14 protein-coding genes are annotated in these 16,558 nt (G+C 63.2%); 1 reads left to right on the forward strand and 13 read right to left on the reverse strand.

Annotated features, from left to right (window positions below):
• Positions 1-41: 41 nt before the first annotated feature.
• Complete coding sequence (locus AC1RCO_RS13075; protein WP_492617779.1) at positions 42-1,643, reverse strand: ABC transporter substrate-binding protein; 1,602 nt, start codon at positions 1,641-1,643, stop codon at positions 42-44.
• Between the two features lie 238 nt (positions 1,644-1,881).
• Between AC1RCO_RS13075 and AC1RCO_RS13080 the strand changes: the two genes are divergently transcribed.
• Positions 1,882-2,322, forward strand: coding sequence for an Rrf2 family transcriptional regulator (locus tag AC1RCO_RS13080; RefSeq protein ID WP_015637243.1), 441 nt, complete (start codon positions 1,882-1,884; stop codon positions 2,320-2,322).
• Between the two features lie 152 nt (positions 2,323-2,474).
• Here AC1RCO_RS13080 and trpE read toward each other — a convergent pair whose 3' ends face one another.
• The 12 genes from trpE to AC1RCO_RS13140 form a co-directional block, all read right to left on the reverse strand.
• A complete protein-coding gene (gene trpE, locus AC1RCO_RS13085; RefSeq protein ID WP_011063807.1) occupies positions 2,475-3,962 on the reverse strand; it encodes an anthranilate synthase component I in 1,488 nt (495 codons plus the stop codon).
• Positions 3,963-4,033: 71 nt separating this feature from the next.
• Positions 4,034-4,852 carry a phosphoglycolate phosphatase gene (locus AC1RCO_RS13090; RefSeq protein ID WP_011063808.1) on the reverse strand — a complete coding sequence of 273 codons (819 nt, stop codon included), beginning with the start codon at positions 4,850-4,852 and terminating at the stop codon, positions 4,034-4,036.
• Positions 4,849-5,523 carry a ribulose-phosphate 3-epimerase gene (gene rpe / locus AC1RCO_RS13095; protein WP_011063809.1) on the reverse strand — a complete coding sequence of 225 codons (675 nt, stop codon included), beginning with the start codon at positions 5,521-5,523 and terminating at the stop codon, positions 4,849-4,851. Before rpe ends, AC1RCO_RS13090 begins: the two co-directional genes overlap by 4 nt.
• A gap of 80 nt (positions 5,524-5,603) precedes the next feature.
• On the reverse strand, positions 5,604-6,752 hold the full coding sequence (locus AC1RCO_RS13100; protein ID WP_011063810.1) for an iron-containing alcohol dehydrogenase: 1,149 nt from the start codon (positions 6,750-6,752) through the stop codon (positions 5,604-5,606).
• Positions 6,753-6,869: 117 nt separating this feature from the next.
• Positions 6,870-8,315: a hypothetical protein gene (locus tag AC1RCO_RS13105; protein WP_125063642.1), complete on the reverse strand. Its 1,446-nt coding sequence runs from the start codon at positions 8,313-8,315 to the stop codon at positions 6,870-6,872.
• Positions 8,316-8,388: 73 nt separating this feature from the next.
• Positions 8,389-9,537 carry an iron-containing alcohol dehydrogenase gene (locus tag AC1RCO_RS13110; RefSeq protein ID WP_011063812.1) on the reverse strand — a complete coding sequence of 383 codons (1,149 nt, stop codon included), beginning with the start codon at positions 9,535-9,537 and terminating at the stop codon, positions 8,389-8,391.
• A 197-nt stretch (positions 9,538-9,734) separates the two neighbouring features.
• Complete coding sequence (locus AC1RCO_RS13115; RefSeq protein WP_492617780.1) at positions 9,735-11,108, reverse strand: sigma-54 interaction domain-containing protein; 1,374 nt, start codon at positions 11,106-11,108, stop codon at positions 9,735-9,737.
• Positions 11,109-11,210: 102 nt separating this feature from the next.
• Entirely contained in the window at positions 11,211-12,035 is an 825-nt protein-coding gene (locus AC1RCO_RS13120) for an ABC transporter permease (protein WP_011063814.1), read from the reverse strand.
• Between the two features lie 13 nt (positions 12,036-12,048).
• The gene (locus tag AC1RCO_RS13125) at positions 12,049-13,296 is read right to left on the reverse strand and encodes an ABC transporter permease (RefSeq protein ID WP_492617781.1); all 1,248 of its coding nucleotides are present in this window, start codon (positions 13,294-13,296) and stop codon (positions 12,049-12,051) included.
• Positions 13,297-13,444: 148 nt separating this feature from the next.
• Positions 13,445-14,488, reverse strand: a complete 1,044-nt coding sequence (locus AC1RCO_RS13130; RefSeq protein ID WP_011063816.1) for an ABC transporter substrate-binding protein — start codon at positions 14,486-14,488, stop codon at positions 13,445-13,447.
• A 43-nt stretch (positions 14,489-14,531) separates the two neighbouring features.
• Positions 14,532-15,656 carry an ABC transporter ATP-binding protein gene (locus AC1RCO_RS13135; RefSeq protein ID WP_492617782.1) on the reverse strand — a complete coding sequence of 375 codons (1,125 nt, stop codon included), beginning with the start codon at positions 15,654-15,656 and terminating at the stop codon, positions 14,532-14,534.
• 262 nt (positions 15,657-15,918) lie between these two features.
• Positions 15,919-16,548 carry a response regulator gene (locus AC1RCO_RS13140; RefSeq protein WP_011063818.1) on the reverse strand — a complete coding sequence of 210 codons (630 nt, stop codon included), beginning with the start codon at positions 16,546-16,548 and terminating at the stop codon, positions 15,919-15,921.
• Positions 16,549-16,558: the final 10 nt, after the last annotated feature.

A 16,558-nucleotide genomic window follows, 5' to 3' on the forward strand; every position in this document is an offset into this window, starting at 1 on the left:
TCGAACAGGATCAACGAAGAAAGGTGCAAAAAGTGTCGGGCTTACGCCTGCCACCAGCGCTCGATCAAGCGCAGGCCATCGAGCTCGCCGTAGGGCGCGGTCAGCCCGCCGTGGGCCACGCGCTTGGAGCGTGCGGCCACGGAGCTTGCGAACAGCGGCACGATCGCCCCGCCCTCGTCACGGCACAGGGCCTGCATTTCGTTGTACATCTCCTGGCGCAGCGGCGCGTTCATCTCGCCGCGAGCGGCGTTGAGCAGCTGGTTGAAACGGGCGTTGTCCCAGTGCGTCTCGTTCCATGCCGCGCCCTTGGCGTAGCCGATGCTGAACATGCGGTCGGCGGTCAGGCTGCTGTACCAGAACGAGGTGGTGAACGGCTGCTTCATCCACACATTGGAAAAAAAGCCGTCGGCTGGTTCGCGCACCACGTCGATGTCGATACCGGCCTGGCGTGCCTGCTCCTTGAACAGTACCGAGGCATCCACCGCGCCGGTGTAAGCGGCATCGGAAGCCTGCAGGCGCACCTTGAGCGAATCGACCCCGGCCTGGCGCAGGTAGAAACGCGCCTTGTCCGGGTCATAGCCACGCTGCTCCAGGGCGCTGTTGAGGAAGCGACTACCGGGCTGGATCGGGTGGTCGTTGCCAATCTGGCCATAGCCATAAAGCACCGAGGCCAGCAGGGTTTCGCGGTTGATCGCATGTTTGAGCGCCAGACGGATGTTGTTGTCCTGGAACTGCTGGCTGTCGGTCAGCATCGGGAAGGTGTAGTGCTGGGCGCCCTTGGTCTCTTCGATGACCAGATTGGGGTTGCGCTTGAGCAAGGCGACAGTCTTGAGATCGACCTTGTTGATCACATCGACCTGGCCGGTGACCAGGGCGTTGACCCGCGCGGCGCCATCGGCGATGGCCAGCAACTCGGCGCTGGCGAAATGCGCGCGGCCGGCTTTCCAGTAATCCGGGCTGCGCTCAAGGTCCATGCGCACGCCGGGTTCGAAGCCCTTGAGGCGATAACCGCCGGTGCCGATCCCTGCCTGCCAGTCGGTGGCGCCGTCCTTGGCGGGCATGATCACCAGGTGATAATCGGCCACCACGTAGGCGAAGTCGGCATTGCCCGAATGCAGTTCGAACACCACGGTGTCATTGCCCTGGGCGCTGACCTTGGCAACATCGCCGAGCACGGTCTTGGCCGCCGAGGTGGACTTGTCGCCCAGGTGATGCCCGATTGAGGCGACCACATCGCCGGCATCCAGAGTCTTGCCGTTATGGAAGGTCACCCCCTGGCGCAAGGTGAAGGTCCAGATGCGTGCATCGGGGCTGGATTCCCAGCGCTCGGCAAGCTCGGGGATCGCCGTGCCATCGACGCCGATTTCGCTCAGGGTGTTGTACACCGCCGAGAAACCGACAAAGGTAAAGGTGTCGCTCCATGAACCTGGATCACGAGAATCGGTAGTACTGCCACCGGCCAGGCCCATGCGCAGCACGCCGCCCGCTTTCGGGGTGGCCTCCCCGGCCCAGCCGCGTTGCGGCAAGCCCATTGAAAACGCCCCGGCCACGGCAACCGCCGCTGCGCTGTACTTGAGAAAATCCCGACGCGGCAGGCCGCTGTCGTGCATCGCTTGAGTTATTTTGTTGTTGTTATCGCTCATGGCATTGCCTCTGTTGAACCGCAGAGAAAAGGATTCAGCCGACCTTGCACGCACTGATGCAAAATATTTGTAATTGTCATCGTGACAAATACATTAAGCTCAAAAACAGGTCGCTGCCAATCCCCTTTTCTTTACGAGCGAGGCTCTTGCTAGGCGGGGTTTTGTCAGTACTATCGGTTCGAAGGGGCAGATCGGAATGTCGCTACTGCCCTACCACTGAAGAGAGAATTCAAACTAGATGAGTCAGTCGACCCGCCTGATCACCGCCTCATACATCCTCTCGTTCGTAGCGGCCAACGCGCCGCAGAGGTTGCGTACCGAGACCATTGCCAAGTGGGTCAAGACTCATCCCACCCGGGTACGCAGTCTCGTGTCGTTGATGGTCAAAGCCAATATTCTGAAGTCATGGCGCGGCGCCCACGGCGGCCTGACCCTCGCACGCCCAGCCAGCGATATCACCTTGCGTGAGGTCTATGACGCCGTACAGGAAAGCTCGCTGATCGCCGAGAAGATCGACAACCCGTTCTCAGGCATGGAAGAACACTGCAAGGTATTCGATGTATTCACCCGCCTGTTCGCCATGCTTGAAGCCAACATGCGCCTGGACCTTGGCACTATCACCGCAGACCAACTGTTCGTTGCCTTCGAAAAACCGCAGGAAAATATCAGGCAGGCCTAAGACCTTAGGGCGCAATGCTCGGGGCCTTCATCAGCGCAGCAGCTGGGCGCTTATCGCTCCCGCGCTCGATTGATATACACCACAGCACTGGATTTCATGAGGACCTGATAGACATCAGGATCCTCACAAAACCAATCAACGACAGCAACTCCTCAAGCCTTGGATGCAGGGGTCTGTTCCGCCAGTGCCACGGCACGGAACATTGCGCGACGCTTGTTCAGCGTCTCTTCCCACTCCAGGGTCGGCACCGAGTCGGCAACAATCCCGCCGCCGGCCTGTACATGCAGCTCGCCGTTCTTGATCACCGCCGTGCGAATGGCAATGGCGGTGTCCATGTTGCCGTTCCAGGCGAAGTAACCCACGGCGCCGCCATAGATCCCACGCTTGACCGGTTCCAGCTCGTCGATGATTTCCATCGCACGGATTTTCGGTGCGCCGGACAGGGTGCCCGCCGGCAGGATCGCCCGCAGCGCATCCATGGCCGTCAGCCCGGCCTTGAGCTGGCCGGTGACGTTGGAAACGATGTGCATCACGTTGGAATAGCGCTCGATGACCATCTTTTCGGTGAGTTTCACCGAACCGATTTCCGAGACCCGACCGGTGTCGTTGCGTCCCAGGTCGATCAGCATCAGGTGCTCGGCGATCTCCTTGGCGTCCGACAGCAGGTCCTGCTCCAGGGCCAGGTCGGCTTCCTCGGAGGCGCCCCGCGGGCGGGTGCCGGCGATCGGCCGCACAGTGATCAGGTTGTCTTCGACCCGCACCAGCACTTCCGGCGAGCTGCCCACTACGTGGAAATCACCGAAGTTGAAGAAGTACATGTAAGGGGTCGGGTTGAAGCAGCGCAGCGCCCGGTACAGGTCGATGGGCGCCGCCGAAAAATCGATGGACATGCGCTGGGACGGCACCACCTGCATGCAGTCACCGGCCAGGATGTATTCCTTGATGGTGTCCACGGCCCGCTCATAGTCAGCCTGGGTAAAGCTGGAGCGGAACAGCGGATCGGCGGCCAGCTGCTTGCTGAAATCCAGGCCCGGACGCGGAGTGATCGGCTGGCGCAGTTGCGCCAGCAATTCCTGTAAACGTGCCTGGCCGGCTTCGAAGGCGTTGTCCTGGCCAGGGTCGGCCAGCACGATGGCGTGCACCTTGCCCGCCAGGTTGTCGAACACCACTACCGCGTCGGAGACCATCAACAGGATATCCGGCACACCGATCGGATCCGGGTTCGGGCACGGGCCCAGGCGCGGCTCGACATAACGCACGCAGTCATAGCCGAAATAGCCCACCAGGCCACCGTTGAAACGCGGCAGGCCGGCAATGGTCGGGACGTTGTAGCGGGCTTTGAATTCCTCGACGAAGGCCAGCGGGTCGGCCACTTCGTGACTTTCGATCTCCACGCCATCATGGGTCACGCTGACCTGGAAGCCGTGCACCCGCAGCACAGTGCGGCACGGCAGGCCGATGATCGAGTAACGCCCCCACTTCTCACCGCCCTGCACCGACTCCAGCAGATAGGAGTTGGGCTGGTCGGCCAGTTTCAGGTAGATCGACAGCGGGGTGTCGAAGTCGGCAAGGGTTTCGCAGGCCAGCGGGATACGGTTGTAACCGGCTGCGGCCAAACGCAGGAATTCTTCGCGAATCATGGGGTGCCTCGTGGCTTGAGGGTCTAACAGTCAGGTATGCAAACGTGCCGGCGGGGCCGGCCAGACAAAAATCAGGCGCGCCAACGCCAGCGGGCCAGGGCCTTGATGACTTTCATCCAGAGTTTGCGAGTGACCACCACGATGGAGTTTCCAGAATGGGATGGAACAGCGTCGGGCAACGTTATCTCAGCGGCAGGTTCTAAGCAACCGGGGATCAGCGCCCGCAGGTTGTCGATCACCAGCGCCGGCGACTCCTCGGCAATCGGCCGGCCGTGGTTGTAGCCGTAGCTCAGGGCGACGCACTTGACCCCCGCCGCCTTGGCTGCCAGCACGTCACTGCGCGAATCGCCGACGAACAGTGATTGCGAGGCCGGCACGCTGGCCATCTTCATCACAAAGAACAGCGCCGCCGGGTCGGGTTTCTTCTGCGGCAGGGTATCGCCGCCGATGATCCAGCGGAAATACCGACCGATTTTCATCTGGTCCAGCAAGGGGGCCACGAAACGCTCGGGCTTGTTGGTAATCAGGGCCATTTCCACGCCCTGCTTGTGCAGCCACTTGAGAGTCTCGCGCGCACCGGGATAGACCACGGTCAACTCGTGGCTGTCCTCGTAGGCGGTATTGAACAGCTCCAGCGCATACTCGGCCTCGACATCGTCGACACCCTGGGCCTCCAGGCTGTTGGCCAGGGCCCGGCGCACCAGCATGGGCGCACCGTTGCCAACCCACTCACGCACCGCCTCGACACCGGCAGGCTTGCGCCCCAGCTTGAGCAGCATCTGATCCACGGCGGCCGCAAGGTCCGGTACCGAATCGACCAGGGTGCCATCCAGGTCGAACATCACCAGCCGTGGCAGGCGCCCCTGGAACAGCTGCTCAAAGGCGCTCATGGTCGCGCCAACGCCAGTTCGGCACGCATCTTCTCGATGACTTCCTGATAGTTCGGCGCATTGAAGATCGCCGAGCCTGCCACAAAGGTATCGGCGCCTGCGGCAGCGATTTCGCGGATGTTGCCCACGTTCACCCCACCGTCGATTTCCAGGCGGATATCCCGCCCGGAGGCATCGATCAAGGCACGAGCCTCACGCAGCTTGTCGAGGGTACCCGGAATGAACTTCTGCCCGCCAAAGCCCGGGTTGACACTCATCAGCAGCACCATGTCGACCTTGTCCATCACGTACTTGAGCACGTCCAGCGGAGTTGCCGGGTTGAACACCAGGCCGGCCTTGCAACCGCCTTCGCGGATCATCTGCAGGGAACGGTCCACATGCAGCGTGGCTTCGGGGTGGAAGGTGATGTAGGTGGCGCCCGCTTCGATGAAGTCACCGATGATGCGGTCCACCGGAGTGACCATCAGGTGTGCATCGATCGGCGCGGTGATCCCGTACTTGCGCAGCGCAGCGCAGACCATCGGGCCGATGGTCAGGTTTGGCACATAGTGGTTGTCCATGACATCGAAATGCACGATGTCGGCGCCGGCGGCCAGGACATTGTCCACTTCCTCGCCCAGACGGGCGAAGTCGGCGGAGAGAATCGACGGAGCAATAGCGAAGGGCTGCATGACGCACCTTTTTTGAGCAGAATCACGATGGCGCGCATTGTATACCTCATGCTTTGGAGCGCACACCGTAACCGCGATGATCAGTAGGCCGCGCGATAGATCTTCTCGATATCGGCGGGGCTCAGCCGGCGCGGGTTGTTGCGCATCAAGCGCTCGATACCCGCGGCCTCGACGGCCATGGCCGGGATCGCATCCTCGGGCACGCCGAAGCTGCGCAAGCCGCTGGGAATTTCCACCGCCGCACACAACGCTGCCATGGCCTCCACTGCCCGGTCGGCCGCCTCGCTGGCGCTCAGGTGCGCGGTCTGTACCCCCATGGCCTCGGCGATATCCTGCATACGCTCGACGCAGGCCATCTTGTTCCAGGTCATGACATAGGGCAGCAGCAAGGCATTGCTGACCCCGTGGGACATATGAAAGCGTCCGCCCAGGGGATAGGCCATCGCATGCACCGCACCGACCCCGGCATTGCCGAAGGCCATGCCGGCCATCAGGCTGGCGGTGGCCATGTCCTCCCGGGCCTGCAGGTGGGCCGGGTTGGCAAAGGCCTTGGGCAAAGCCTTGACGATCAGCTTGATGGCGCCGATGGCCAGGGAGTCGGTGATCGCGGAAGCATTGAGGGACAGGTAGGCCTCGATGGCATGCGCCAGGGCATCGACGCCGCTGGCCGCGGTGACACGCGGTGGACAGGTCAGGGTCATCTGCGGGCTGACCAGGGCCACGTCCGGCAGCAGGTAGTCGCTGATGATGCCTTTCTTCAATTGCGCGACCCGGTCCGAGAGGATCGCCACATTGGTCACTTCCGAACCAGTGCCTGCGGTGGTGGGAATGGCGATCAGCGGCGGCCCCTTGCGCGGCACCTGGTCGATGCCGAACAGGTCCTCCAGGGCGCCGTGATAGCCGGCATAGGCCCCCACACTCTTGGCAATATCGATGGCGCTGCCGCCGCCCAGGCCGATCAGCCCGTCATGCCCGCCCTCGCGGTACACCTGCATGCAGTCCTCGACGATGGCGATTTCCGGATCGGGCTGCACCCGGTCGAAGACTTCGTAACTGCGCTCCCCCAGGTGGGCCAGCGCCAGCTCCACCGTGCCGGACCTGAGCAGGGCAGTATCGGTGACGATCAGCGGGTTATCGACATCCAGGCGGGTCAGCTCGGCAGCCAGTTGCTCGATGGCGGTGCTGCCGGTCAGCAATTTATGGGCGATCTTGAAAGAGGAAATACTCATGTGCGCAGCCTCTTATATAAAGGTGGGAGCCGGCACAAGCGTAGCTGGGGATTGCGCAACCGGGCTGTCGCGATGCCCGATCGGCATCACGACAGTGCTCACGTTGCCCGCGAAGGCTCAGGCCACCTCGCTTTCCACCGCCCGGGCGGGCTTGGCCTGGGGCCCTGGCTGGGCACCCGGGACGGCAGTTGCGTCCGCGGCGCCCAGGTCCTTGCTGAAAGTCCGGTCGTTCTCGCCCTTGAAGAAGTTCTTGCCGTAGATCAGCAGGCACAGCACCACGCCAATGGCAAAGCCCCAACTGGCGCCCTTGATCGCCAGCACTGCACCGATCACCCCTGCGATGCCCAGGTCACGCTGGCTACGGGCCTCGAGAATGCCCAGGCGCACGCTGACGTAGCCCTGGATCAGCAAGGTCAGCGCCAGCGCGACCCCGAGAATCGGCTGCACCAGGGTCACTACCGGCAACAGCAGCAAGCCGGTGTTGGTGCCCCAGCGGAACGAACCCATGCCGCCATAGATCGACTTCATGGCCTTGGGCCCGCCCTTGAAGCGCTCGATCACCACCACCAGCATCGCCGCCCATTTCGGCCCGCACATGGCAATGTCCGGACCGAAGATGCTCATGAACGCGTTGCGCCCGCCGAAGATCAGGTGCGAGCGGTCCGGGTCGTAGTCGACCTTTTCGTCGGTGCGGATCTGCTCGGCCTCGTCCAGCAGCACCTTGGCGCTGAGCACATCGCCAAAGACGATGATGTACACCGCGAGCATGGTCGGCAGCGCGCTGATGAACATCGACAGCGGCGGCATGCCCAGGCCGAACACCGTGTAGTTGTTCCACAGGCCGATGAAGTCCGGCTTGCTCAGGCCCCACTGGATGGTCGGCCACGGCGCTTCACCGAACAGCGGCGCCAGCACTACCGCCAGCAGGATGATCGGCAGGATGCCCAGCTTGGCGAAGTTCCACCAGAAGCGGTTACGCAGCTTGAGCTGGGCAAAATGCTGGGAAAAGATCAGGTAGAAGGCAATGCCGATGGCGATGGAAATGGTCCAGGGAAAGCTGTCGAACTTGCCGCCCACCTGGAACACCGCGGTCACCGCACTGAGCCCGGCGCCGACAATGATTCCCGACTTGATCGCCGAGGGCACGAAGCCCACCACCTTGCGCGCCATGCCGGTGGCCCCCAGGGCGATGGAGAACACCCCGAGCATCAGCTGGAAGGCAATCAGCGCGTGGACACGCTCCGGGCCCACGGGAAACTGCGCGCAATAGGCCATCAGCAGCGGCACCGCCGGGGTGATCCAGCCGGGCACCACGGGGTCGCCCAGCAGGTGGTGGGCCAGGTACAACAGGCCGTTAAGCATGACCACAGCCAAGGCCATCTCGAAGGGCATGCCGAGGAACTCGGTCATCAGTGGAATGGCCGCGAGGTCGACGGCGCACATCAGCAAGCCTTGCAGGTAGTCCGGCAGCTCGAATTTGTAGTGGATAAAGGGCAAACGCACCTTGAACGGGCCAAGGGCGATGTACGGCGTTTCGTGCCGAGTGTCGGAAGGCGTTGGCATCAACTGCACCTGTCTTATTGGTATTGGTGGCGGTGTAAAGCGGCCCGCGCCAGTTGGCACGGGCAAGGATCGATCAATAGGCAGCCCGGTAGATCTGCTCGATATCGCCGGGGCTCAGTTGGCGCGGGTTGTTGCGCATCAGCCGCTGGATACCCGCCGCTTCCACGGCCATGGCCGGGATCGCGTCCTCGGGCACACCGAAGCTGCGCATGCCCGTGGGGATGTCCACCGCAGCGCACAGCGCAGCCATGGCCTGGACCGCCTGCTCTGCGGCCTGACCATCACTGAGCCCGGCGATCGGCAGGTCCATGGCCTGGGCGATATCGCGAAAGCGCTCGACACAGGCCATCTTGTTCCAGGCCATGACGTAGGGCAGTAGCAGCGCGTTGCTCACCCCGTGGGCGATATTGAAACGCCCGCCCAGGGGATAGGCCAGGGCATGCACCGCACCGACTCCGGCATTGCCGAAGGCCATGCCGGCCATCAGGCTGGCGGTGGCCATGTCTTCCCGGGCCTGCAGGTTGGCCGGGTTGGCGTAGGCCTTGGGCAGCGCCCTGACGATCAGGCGGATCGCGCCCAGGGCCAGGGAGTCGGTGATCGGCGAACCGTTGAGCGACAGGTAGGACTCCACCGCATGCACCAGCGCGTCGACGCCACTGGCGGCGGTGACGCTGCGCGGGCAGGTCAGGGTCATCACCGGGCTCACCAGCGCTACGTCCGGCAGCAGGTAATCGCTGACGATGCCCTTTTTCAACTGGGCCACCTTGTCCGAGAGGATCGCCACGTTGGTCACCTCCGAACCGGTGCCCGCAGTAGTAGGAATGGCAATCAGCGGCGGCCCCTTGCGCTGCACCTGATCCACCCCGAACAGCTCTTCCAGCGCGCCTTCATGGCCGGCGAACGCCGCCACCGCCTTGGCGATATCAATGGCGCTGCCGCCGCCCAGGCCGATCAGGCCATCGTGGCCACCGGCCCGGTAAGCCTGGGTGCAGGCCTGGACTATGGCGATTTCCGGCTCCGGCTGGACCTCGTCGAAGATCCGGTAGGCGCGCCCGCCCAGGTGGGCCAGGGCCAGATCGACGGTGCCGGACTTGACCAGGATCGCATCGGTGACGATCAGCGGGTTGCTGATCTGCAGGCGCGCCAGTTCGGCGTCCAGCTGTTCGATGGCGCCCTGGCCGGTAATCAGTTTGTTGGCAATCTTGAACGCAGAGATACTCATCAGCTCGGCCTTGTTTAATTGTTGTGGCAAGAGCGCCGTCAGGCGGCCACTCTCGAATGGGCTCGCAGGCTGTAGAGCGAAAGCTGTGCCAAGATACGCAAAGCCTTGATCTACAAGGCTCTGGAAGGAAATCCAGGGGAATGACCGGGCCGTCGCGATTGAATTGCTGATCGCTGCAGGCAGCTCTGATCAGAATCCTAATCAGAGTGTTCCCAGCGCTTCATCTTCTGCACCACCGTGGCCTGGCTCACCCCCAGCGCCTTGGCGGCCAGGCGGGTGGTCTTGTGCAGTTGCAGGGCCGCGCGAATCGCCTGGCGCTCGGCGTTCTCCAGCACCTTGCGCAGCGGCAGGCGGCTGTCGTCGGTGTTGCGGGCCTGTTGCTCGATCAGGTCCTCCGGCAGGTCCAGGGCCTCTATCACCTGGCCGGAGCAGGTCACCACCAGGCGCTCCACCACGTTGATCAGCTCGCGGATGTTCCCCGGCCAGGCGTACTCGCCCAGCAGTTCCAGGGCTTCCAGGCTCCACTGCACCTCACGCTGATAGCGCTGGTTGAAGTGCTCCAGGTAGTACTCCAGCAAGGGGCCGATTTCCTCGCTGCGCTCGCGCAGGGCCGGGATCGCGATGGGCACCACATTCAGGCGGTAATACAGGTCGGCGCGGAACTTGCTCTCGGCCACCCGCTGCTTGAGGTCGTGATGGGTGGCGCTGATGATGCGCACATCCACCTCCTTGAGCTCCAGGCCGCCCACCGGAATGAAGCGGTTCTCTTCGATGACCTTGAGCAGCTTGACCTGCACCGCCAGGGGCAGATCGCCGATCTCGTCGAGAAACAACGTACCGTTGTGTGCCAGTTCCAGCAGCCCGCGCTTGCCCTTGCTGCCGGCACCGGTGAAGGCACCCGGGGCATAGCCGAACAGCTCGGCCTCGATCAGGTTCTCCGGCAGCGCCCCGCAGTTGAGGGCCAGGAACGGTTCGCGGGCACGAGCACTGGCGTTGTGGATAAATTGCGCCACCAGGGTTTTACCCACACCCGTCTCCCCCTGCAGCAGCACCTTCACGTCGCAGTCGGCCACTTGCCGGGCCTGGGCAAAGACCCGCCCGGAAACCTCCTGGTCGGCCATCAGCGGTGATTGCAACAGGTCGTCACGCTGGCCCGCATGCAGCCGCGCAGTGCTGGTGCGCAGCTGCTTGAGCTGCTGCAACTCGTCGCGCTCGCGCTTGATGCGCAGCAGCTCGGTCATGTCGCGCACGGTGCTGACCACATAGCGAATGCTCTGGTCGGCGGCGAGGATCGGCGTGGCACTGACCAGCAACTTCTTGCCGTGGCTGAGGCTCTGCATCACCGACACCGGCCGACCGTCCTGCAGTACCCGTAGTGAAGCGGACTGGGAAATCACCCCGCTCTTCACCAGCTCCTGCATCGGCCGCCCCAGCAGCTCGGCGCCGTTCAGGCCGGTGAGGCGCTCGTAGGCCTGGTTGACCTTGAGGGTCTGGCCCTGGCCATCGGTGATGTAGACGCCGTCATGCAGCGCATTGAGCAGCTCTTCGAAACTGGCATCGTTGAAGTTCACCCGCGACTCCACAGTAAGCATGGGAAGCGCGCAGTTTACGGGTGAACGACAAGCAGAGGGGACGGGGCGGCCCAGACCTTAGTACAAGGCCGCCCGAGGGGCTCAGGCCTGAGCCGTGCGCAGTTTCTCGCTGCGCCCACGCAGCCATTCCAGGGTCAGCAGCAGGATCACCGAGAAGGCGATCAGCAACGTGGCCGCAGCGGCGATGGTCGGGCTGAGGTTCTCGCGGATGCCGCTGAACATCTGCCGCGGCAGGGTGGCCTGCTCCGGGCCGGCGAGGAACAGGGTCACCACCACTTCATCGAACGAGGTGGCGAAGGCGAACAGCGCGCCACTGATGACCCCGGGGGCGATCAACGGCAAGGTCACCCGGCGGAATGTGGTCAGCGGCGAGGCGCCCAGGCTGGCCGCGGCCCGCACCAGGTTGTGGTTGAAGCCCTGCAGGGTTGCCGACACGGTGATGATCACGAAGGGCACCCCAAGCACCGCGTGCACGATGATCAGCGAGAAAAAACTGTTGCCCATGCCCAGCGGGGCGAAGAACAGGTAGCTGGCCACACCGATGATCACTACCGGTACCACCATCGGCGAAATCACCAGGGCCATCACCAGCGCCTTGCCGGGGAAATCACCGCGGGTCAGGCCGATGGCCGCCAGGGTGCCGAAGACCATGGCCAGCAAGGTTGCGGCCGGCGCCACGATGACGCTGTTCTTCAGCGCGCGCATCCACTCGGCAGAGGCGAAGAAGTCCTGGTACCAGTGCAGCGAAAAGCCCTGCAGCGGGTACACCAGGAAACTGCCGGAGTTGAACGACAGCGGGATGATCACCAGCACCGGCAACACCAGGAACAAGAGGATCAAGCCGCAGAGAATCCGCAAGCTGTAGAACCAGACCCGTTCGACGGGCGACATGTAGGGGCTCAGCATTTCGATTCTCTCCTTAGCTCAGGCGCAGGCGGCTTGCGCCCACAAGCCAGCTGTAAACCAGATAGAGCACGATGGTCGCCAGCAACAGCAGGCCGCCCAGGGCCGTGGCCATGCCCCAGTTGATGCTGGTGTTGGTATAGAAGGCGACGAAGTAGCTGACCATCTGGTCGTTCGGGCTGCCCAGCAATGCCGGGGTGATGTAGTAACCAATCGCCAGGATGAACACCAGCAGGCAACCAGCGCCGACCCCGGCGTAGGTCTGCGGGAAATACACCCGCCAGAAGCTGGCGAACGGATGGCAGCCCAGGGAGATCGCCGCACGCATGTAGGTCGGCGAGATGCCTTTCATCACGCTGTAGATCGGCAGGATCATGAACGGCAACAGGATGTGCACCATGGAGATGTAGACCCCGGTGCGGTTGAACACCAGTTCCAGGGGCTTGTCGATCACCCCCATGGCCAGCAGCGCGCTGTTGATCAGGCCACCCGATTGCAGCAGCACGATCCACGCCGCCACTCGCACCAGGATCGAGGTCCAGAACGGCAGCAGCACCAGGATCATCAGGAGGTTGCTCTTGCGCGCCGGCAGGTTGGCCAGCAGGTACGCCAGGGGATAGGCCAGGGCCAGGCAGATGGCGGTGATCACCAGGCCCATCCAGAAGGTGCGGGCGAAGATGTCCAGGTAGATGGACTGGTCCGGGGTAGCCGGGGCCAGTTCGCCCAGGTCGTCGATGCGATGGTCCACCGCCGCCAGCAGGTAGTAAGGGGTCAGGCTGCTGGTGTTGCGGCGGATCGCCTGCCAGTAGGCCGGGTCGCCCCAGCGCTCATCCAGGCTTTCCATGGCTTCTTTATAGGATTCGGGCTCGGCCTTGAACGGCAAGGCGCGGGCGGTTTTGGTCAGTAGGCTGCGGTAGCCGGCCAACTCCATGTTCAGGCGCTTGGACAGGTCGCCCAGGGTCTGATTCTTGCGGGCGTCCGCCAGGTCTTCGCTCAACGCCTTGTAGGCCCCTTCGGCAGGCAGGCCACGACCGTCCCAGGCACTCACGGCCGCCACAGTGCGCGGCATGCCACCGACCACTTCCGGGTTGCCGACGCTCTTGTACAGCAGCGCCACGATCGGTACCAGGAACACCAGCAGCAGAAACAGCACCAGGGGCGCGATCAGCGCCTGGGCCTTCCAGCGGTTGACCCGCTCGGCACGGGCCAGCCGCTGCTTGAGGGTCGGGCCGGTGACCGCGTTCAGGGGAACGGTGATGGTCATGACAAACTCCGCAAATCGATCTTTCGAATACAAACCACCCGGCGGCAGGAGCGGGCTTGGCCGCGCATCGAAGGCTGTGCTTCACCATCAAGGTTGATGCTGATGACGCCTTCGCGAGCAAGCTCGCTCCTACAACGGCAGGGGGTGGTTACTTGGCAGCCCAGGCGTTGAAGCGCTGTTCCAGTTGCTCACCGTTGTCAGCCCAGAAGCTGACGTCTATCTGCACCTGGTTGGCGATGTTTTCCGGAGTGGTCGGCATGTCCTTGAGGATGTCCTTGGCCAGCAGCGGCACGGCCTGGGTGTTGGCCGGCCCGTAGGCGATATTCTCCGAATAGGTCTTCTGCTGCTGCGGCTGCACCGAGTAGGCGATGAACTTCTTCGCCGCTTCGGCGCGAGCCTTGTCCAGGCCTTTTGGAATGGCCCAGGCGTCGAAGTCGTAGATGCCGCCGTTCCACACCACTTTCAGGTTGCTTTCCTTCTGCACCGCGGCGATCCGGCCGTTGTAGGCCGAGCTCATGACCACGTCGCCGGAAGCCAGGTACTGCGGCGGCTGGGCGCCGGCTTCCCACCACTGAATGTAGGGCTTGAGCTCATCGAGTTTCTTGAAGGCACGGTCCTGGCCATCCTTGCCGGCCAGGACCTTGTACACGTCCTTGGGCGCGACGCCGTCGGCCATCAGGGCGAACTCCAGGGTGTACTTGGCGCCCTTGCGCAGGCCGCGCTTGCCCGGGAACTGCTTGACGTCCCAGAAATCAGCCCAACTGCTCGGAGCGGTTTTCAGCTTGTCGGCGTTGTAGGCCAGTACCGTGGACCAGACGAAAAAGCCCACGCCGCACGGCTGGATCGCGCCCTTGACGTAGTCTTCGCTGTTACCGAACAGCGCCGGGTCCAGTTGCTCGAACATGTCCTCGTCGCAACCGCGGGACAGTTCCGGGGACTCCACTTCTACCAGGTCCCAGGACACGCTCTTGGTGTCGACCATGGCCTTGATCTTGGCCATCTCGCCGTTGTATTCGCCGGCGATGATCTTGCCCTTGCCCGCCGCTTCCCAAGGGGCATAGAAGGCCTTGACCTGGGCCGCCTTGTTCGCCCCGCCAAAGGACACCACGGTCAGGTCCGGGCCCGCCGCCATGGCGTGCGCCGCACCCATCATGCCCAGTGCCAGGGCGGTGAATTTCAGGGATCTCAACATTTATTGTGTTCTCCACGTGCAGGTTGGTGTTGCAGGGGGGCGATCAATTCGCCTCTAGAAGCGGGTCGAGCGCGCGAACGTGCTCGACTTGCCAGCCAAGCGGCACCACGTCACCTACTGCCAGCGCAGGATCGAGCTCGGCAATCGGCTGTTTCACGAAGAAGTCGCTCTTGCCGCAGACTTCCAGGCGCACCCGGACGTGGTCGCCCAGATAGATGAATTCCGCCACCCGGCCGGAGAAGCGGTTGACGCAGCTTTCGCTGGAACCGTTGAGGCTCACCCGCTCCGGGCGGATGGACAAGGTCACCGGGCCGCCGACCTGGCCGACATTCACCGCCAGCGCCTCGACCTTCTCGCCACGCCCCAGCTCCACCACGCAACGCTCGCCGTTGTGGCTGTGCAGGCGGCCGTTGAGGCGGTTGTTCTCGCCGATGAAGTTGGCGACGAAGGTGTTCTTCGGCTCTTCGTAGAGAGTGCGCGGCGGCGCGATCTGCTGGATCTCGCCCTGGTGGAACACCGCCACCCGGTCGGACATGGTCAGGGCTTCGCCCTGGTCGTGGGTCACATAGACCACGGTCACGCCCAGGCGCTGGTGCAGGTGCTTGATCTCCATCTGCATGTGTTCGCGCAGTTGCTTGTCGAGGGCACCAAGGGGTTCGTCCATCAGCACCAGCTGTGGCTCGAACACCAGGGCCCGGGCCAGGGCCACCCGCTGCTGCTGGCCGCCGGACAGCTGGGCCGGGTAGCGCTGGGCGAAAGCGTCGAGCTGGACCATGCTCAGCACGCGCTTGACCCGCTCGCTGATGTCGGTCTTGCTCAAGCCGCGTACCGACAACGGAAAGGCCAGGTTCTCGACCACGGTCATGTGGGGGAACAGCGCGTAGTTCTGGAACACCATGCCGATGTCGCGCTTGTGCGGCGGCACATTGTTGATCGAGCGCCCGGCCAGCTGGATCTCGCCGGCGGTCGGGGTTTCGAAACCGGCCAGCATCATCAGGCTGGTGGTCTTGCCGGAACCGGACGGCCCCAGCAGGGTGAGGAACTCGCCTTTGCGAATTTCCAGGTTGAGGTCTTTGACGATCAGGTTCTCGCCGTCGTAGCTCTTCTGCACACCACGAAAGCTGACCAGAACATCGTTGGCCCCAGCACTTGAAACGACCTCGCTCATACCCGCACCTTTTGTTTTAGACGGCTGTGGAACAAGCCTAGAGGAGCCTGCAGAGCGCGCAAATCGGGGGCCAGGAGAGATTCGCCTCAGCCCTCTGGAAGGTTGCGTGTAGGGATTGCCCTACAAGAATGGCGCGATTGGATAAGGGCGGAGGCAAACGGCAGGCTGCAAGCGGCAAGAAACGGCGAAAGCCTGAAAGCGCGGAATGTCGCAAATGGATAAGTGCCCTCCCCCAAGGGGCGGGAGAGCACCGCAGAGGGTGTCAGAGCAGCTTGTGTTCCATGGCGTATTTCACCAGTTCGGCCAGGGAGGTGATGTTGAGTTTCTGCATCAGCCGCGCCTTGTGGGTACTGATGGTCTTGCTGCTCAGGGCCAGTTGCTGGGCAATGTCGTTGACATTGGCGCCCTGGGCCAGGCGCTCGAAAACCGAGAATTCACGCTCGGAAAGCAGCGAATGCAAGGGCCGGGTATCGGTCAGGCCGACCTCGAAGACCATGCGGTCAGCCAGGTCCGGGTCGATATAGCGGCCGCCGGATGCCACCTTGCGAATGGCCGTCAGCAGCAGCGACGGATCACTGTCCTTGGTGGCGTAGCCGGCAGCGCCGATCTTCAGCGCCCGGGCGGCCATCTGCGCTTCGTCGTGCATCGACAGCACCAGGATCGCCGGCGGGTTGCTCAGGGCACGGATCCGCGGAATGGCCTCCAGGCCGTTCACCCCGGGCATGGAGATATCCAGCAGCACCACTTCGCAGGGCACCTGACGCAGGGTCTCCAGCAACTGCTCGCCGTTGCTCGCCTCGCCCACCACGACCAGGTCCTTGGCCAGGCCAATCAGTTGCTTGATGCCTTCGCGAACGATGGTGTGGTCTTCGGCTACCAGTACACGGATCACGCGTGTCTCC

It is taken from the genome of Pseudomonas sp. GW823-FHT03E05 (assembly GCF_058796855.1).

Excerpts from the sequence above, each read along its gene's own strand:
- AC1RCO_RS13100 (WP_011063810.1), bottom strand. The coding sequence starts at position 6,752 with ATGAGTATTTCCTCTTTCAAGATCGCCCATAAATTGCTGACCGGCAGC.
- AC1RCO_RS13135 (WP_492617782.1), bottom strand. The coding sequence starts at position 15,656 with ATGAGCGAGGTCGTTTCAAGTGCTGGGGCCAACGATGTTCTGGTCAGC.
- AC1RCO_RS13090 (WP_011063808.1), bottom strand. The coding sequence starts at position 4,852 with ATGAGCGCCTTTGAGCAGCTGTTCCAGGGGCGCCTGCCACGGCTGGTG.
- AC1RCO_RS13120 (WP_011063814.1), bottom strand. The coding sequence starts at position 12,035 with ATGCTGAGCCCCTACATGTCGCCCGTCGAACGGGTCTGGTTCTACAGC.
- AC1RCO_RS13105 (WP_125063642.1), bottom strand. The coding sequence starts at position 8,315 with ATGCCAACGCCTTCCGACACTCGGCACGAAACGCCGTACATCGCCCTT.
- AC1RCO_RS13075 (WP_492617779.1), bottom strand. The coding sequence starts at position 1,643 with ATGAGCGATAACAACAACAAAATAACTCAAGCGATGCACGACAGCGGC.
- trpE (WP_011063807.1), bottom strand. The coding sequence starts at position 3,962 with ATGATTCGCGAAGAATTCCTGCGTTTGGCCGCAGCCGGTTACAACCGT.
- rpe (WP_011063809.1), bottom strand. The coding sequence starts at position 5,523 with ATGCAGCCCTTCGCTATTGCTCCGTCGATTCTCTCCGCCGACTTCGCC.
- AC1RCO_RS13125 (WP_492617781.1), bottom strand. The coding sequence starts at position 13,296 with ATGACCATCACCGTTCCCCTGAACGCGGTCACCGGCCCGACCCTCAAG.
- AC1RCO_RS13080 (WP_015637243.1), top strand. The coding sequence starts at position 1,882 with ATGAGTCAGTCGACCCGCCTGATCACCGCCTCATACATCCTCTCGTTC.
- AC1RCO_RS13110 (WP_011063812.1), bottom strand. The coding sequence starts at position 9,537 with ATGAGTATCTCTGCGTTCAAGATTGCCAACAAACTGATTACCGGCCAG.
- AC1RCO_RS13130 (WP_011063816.1), bottom strand. The coding sequence starts at position 14,488 with ATGTTGAGATCCCTGAAATTCACCGCCCTGGCACTGGGCATGATGGGT.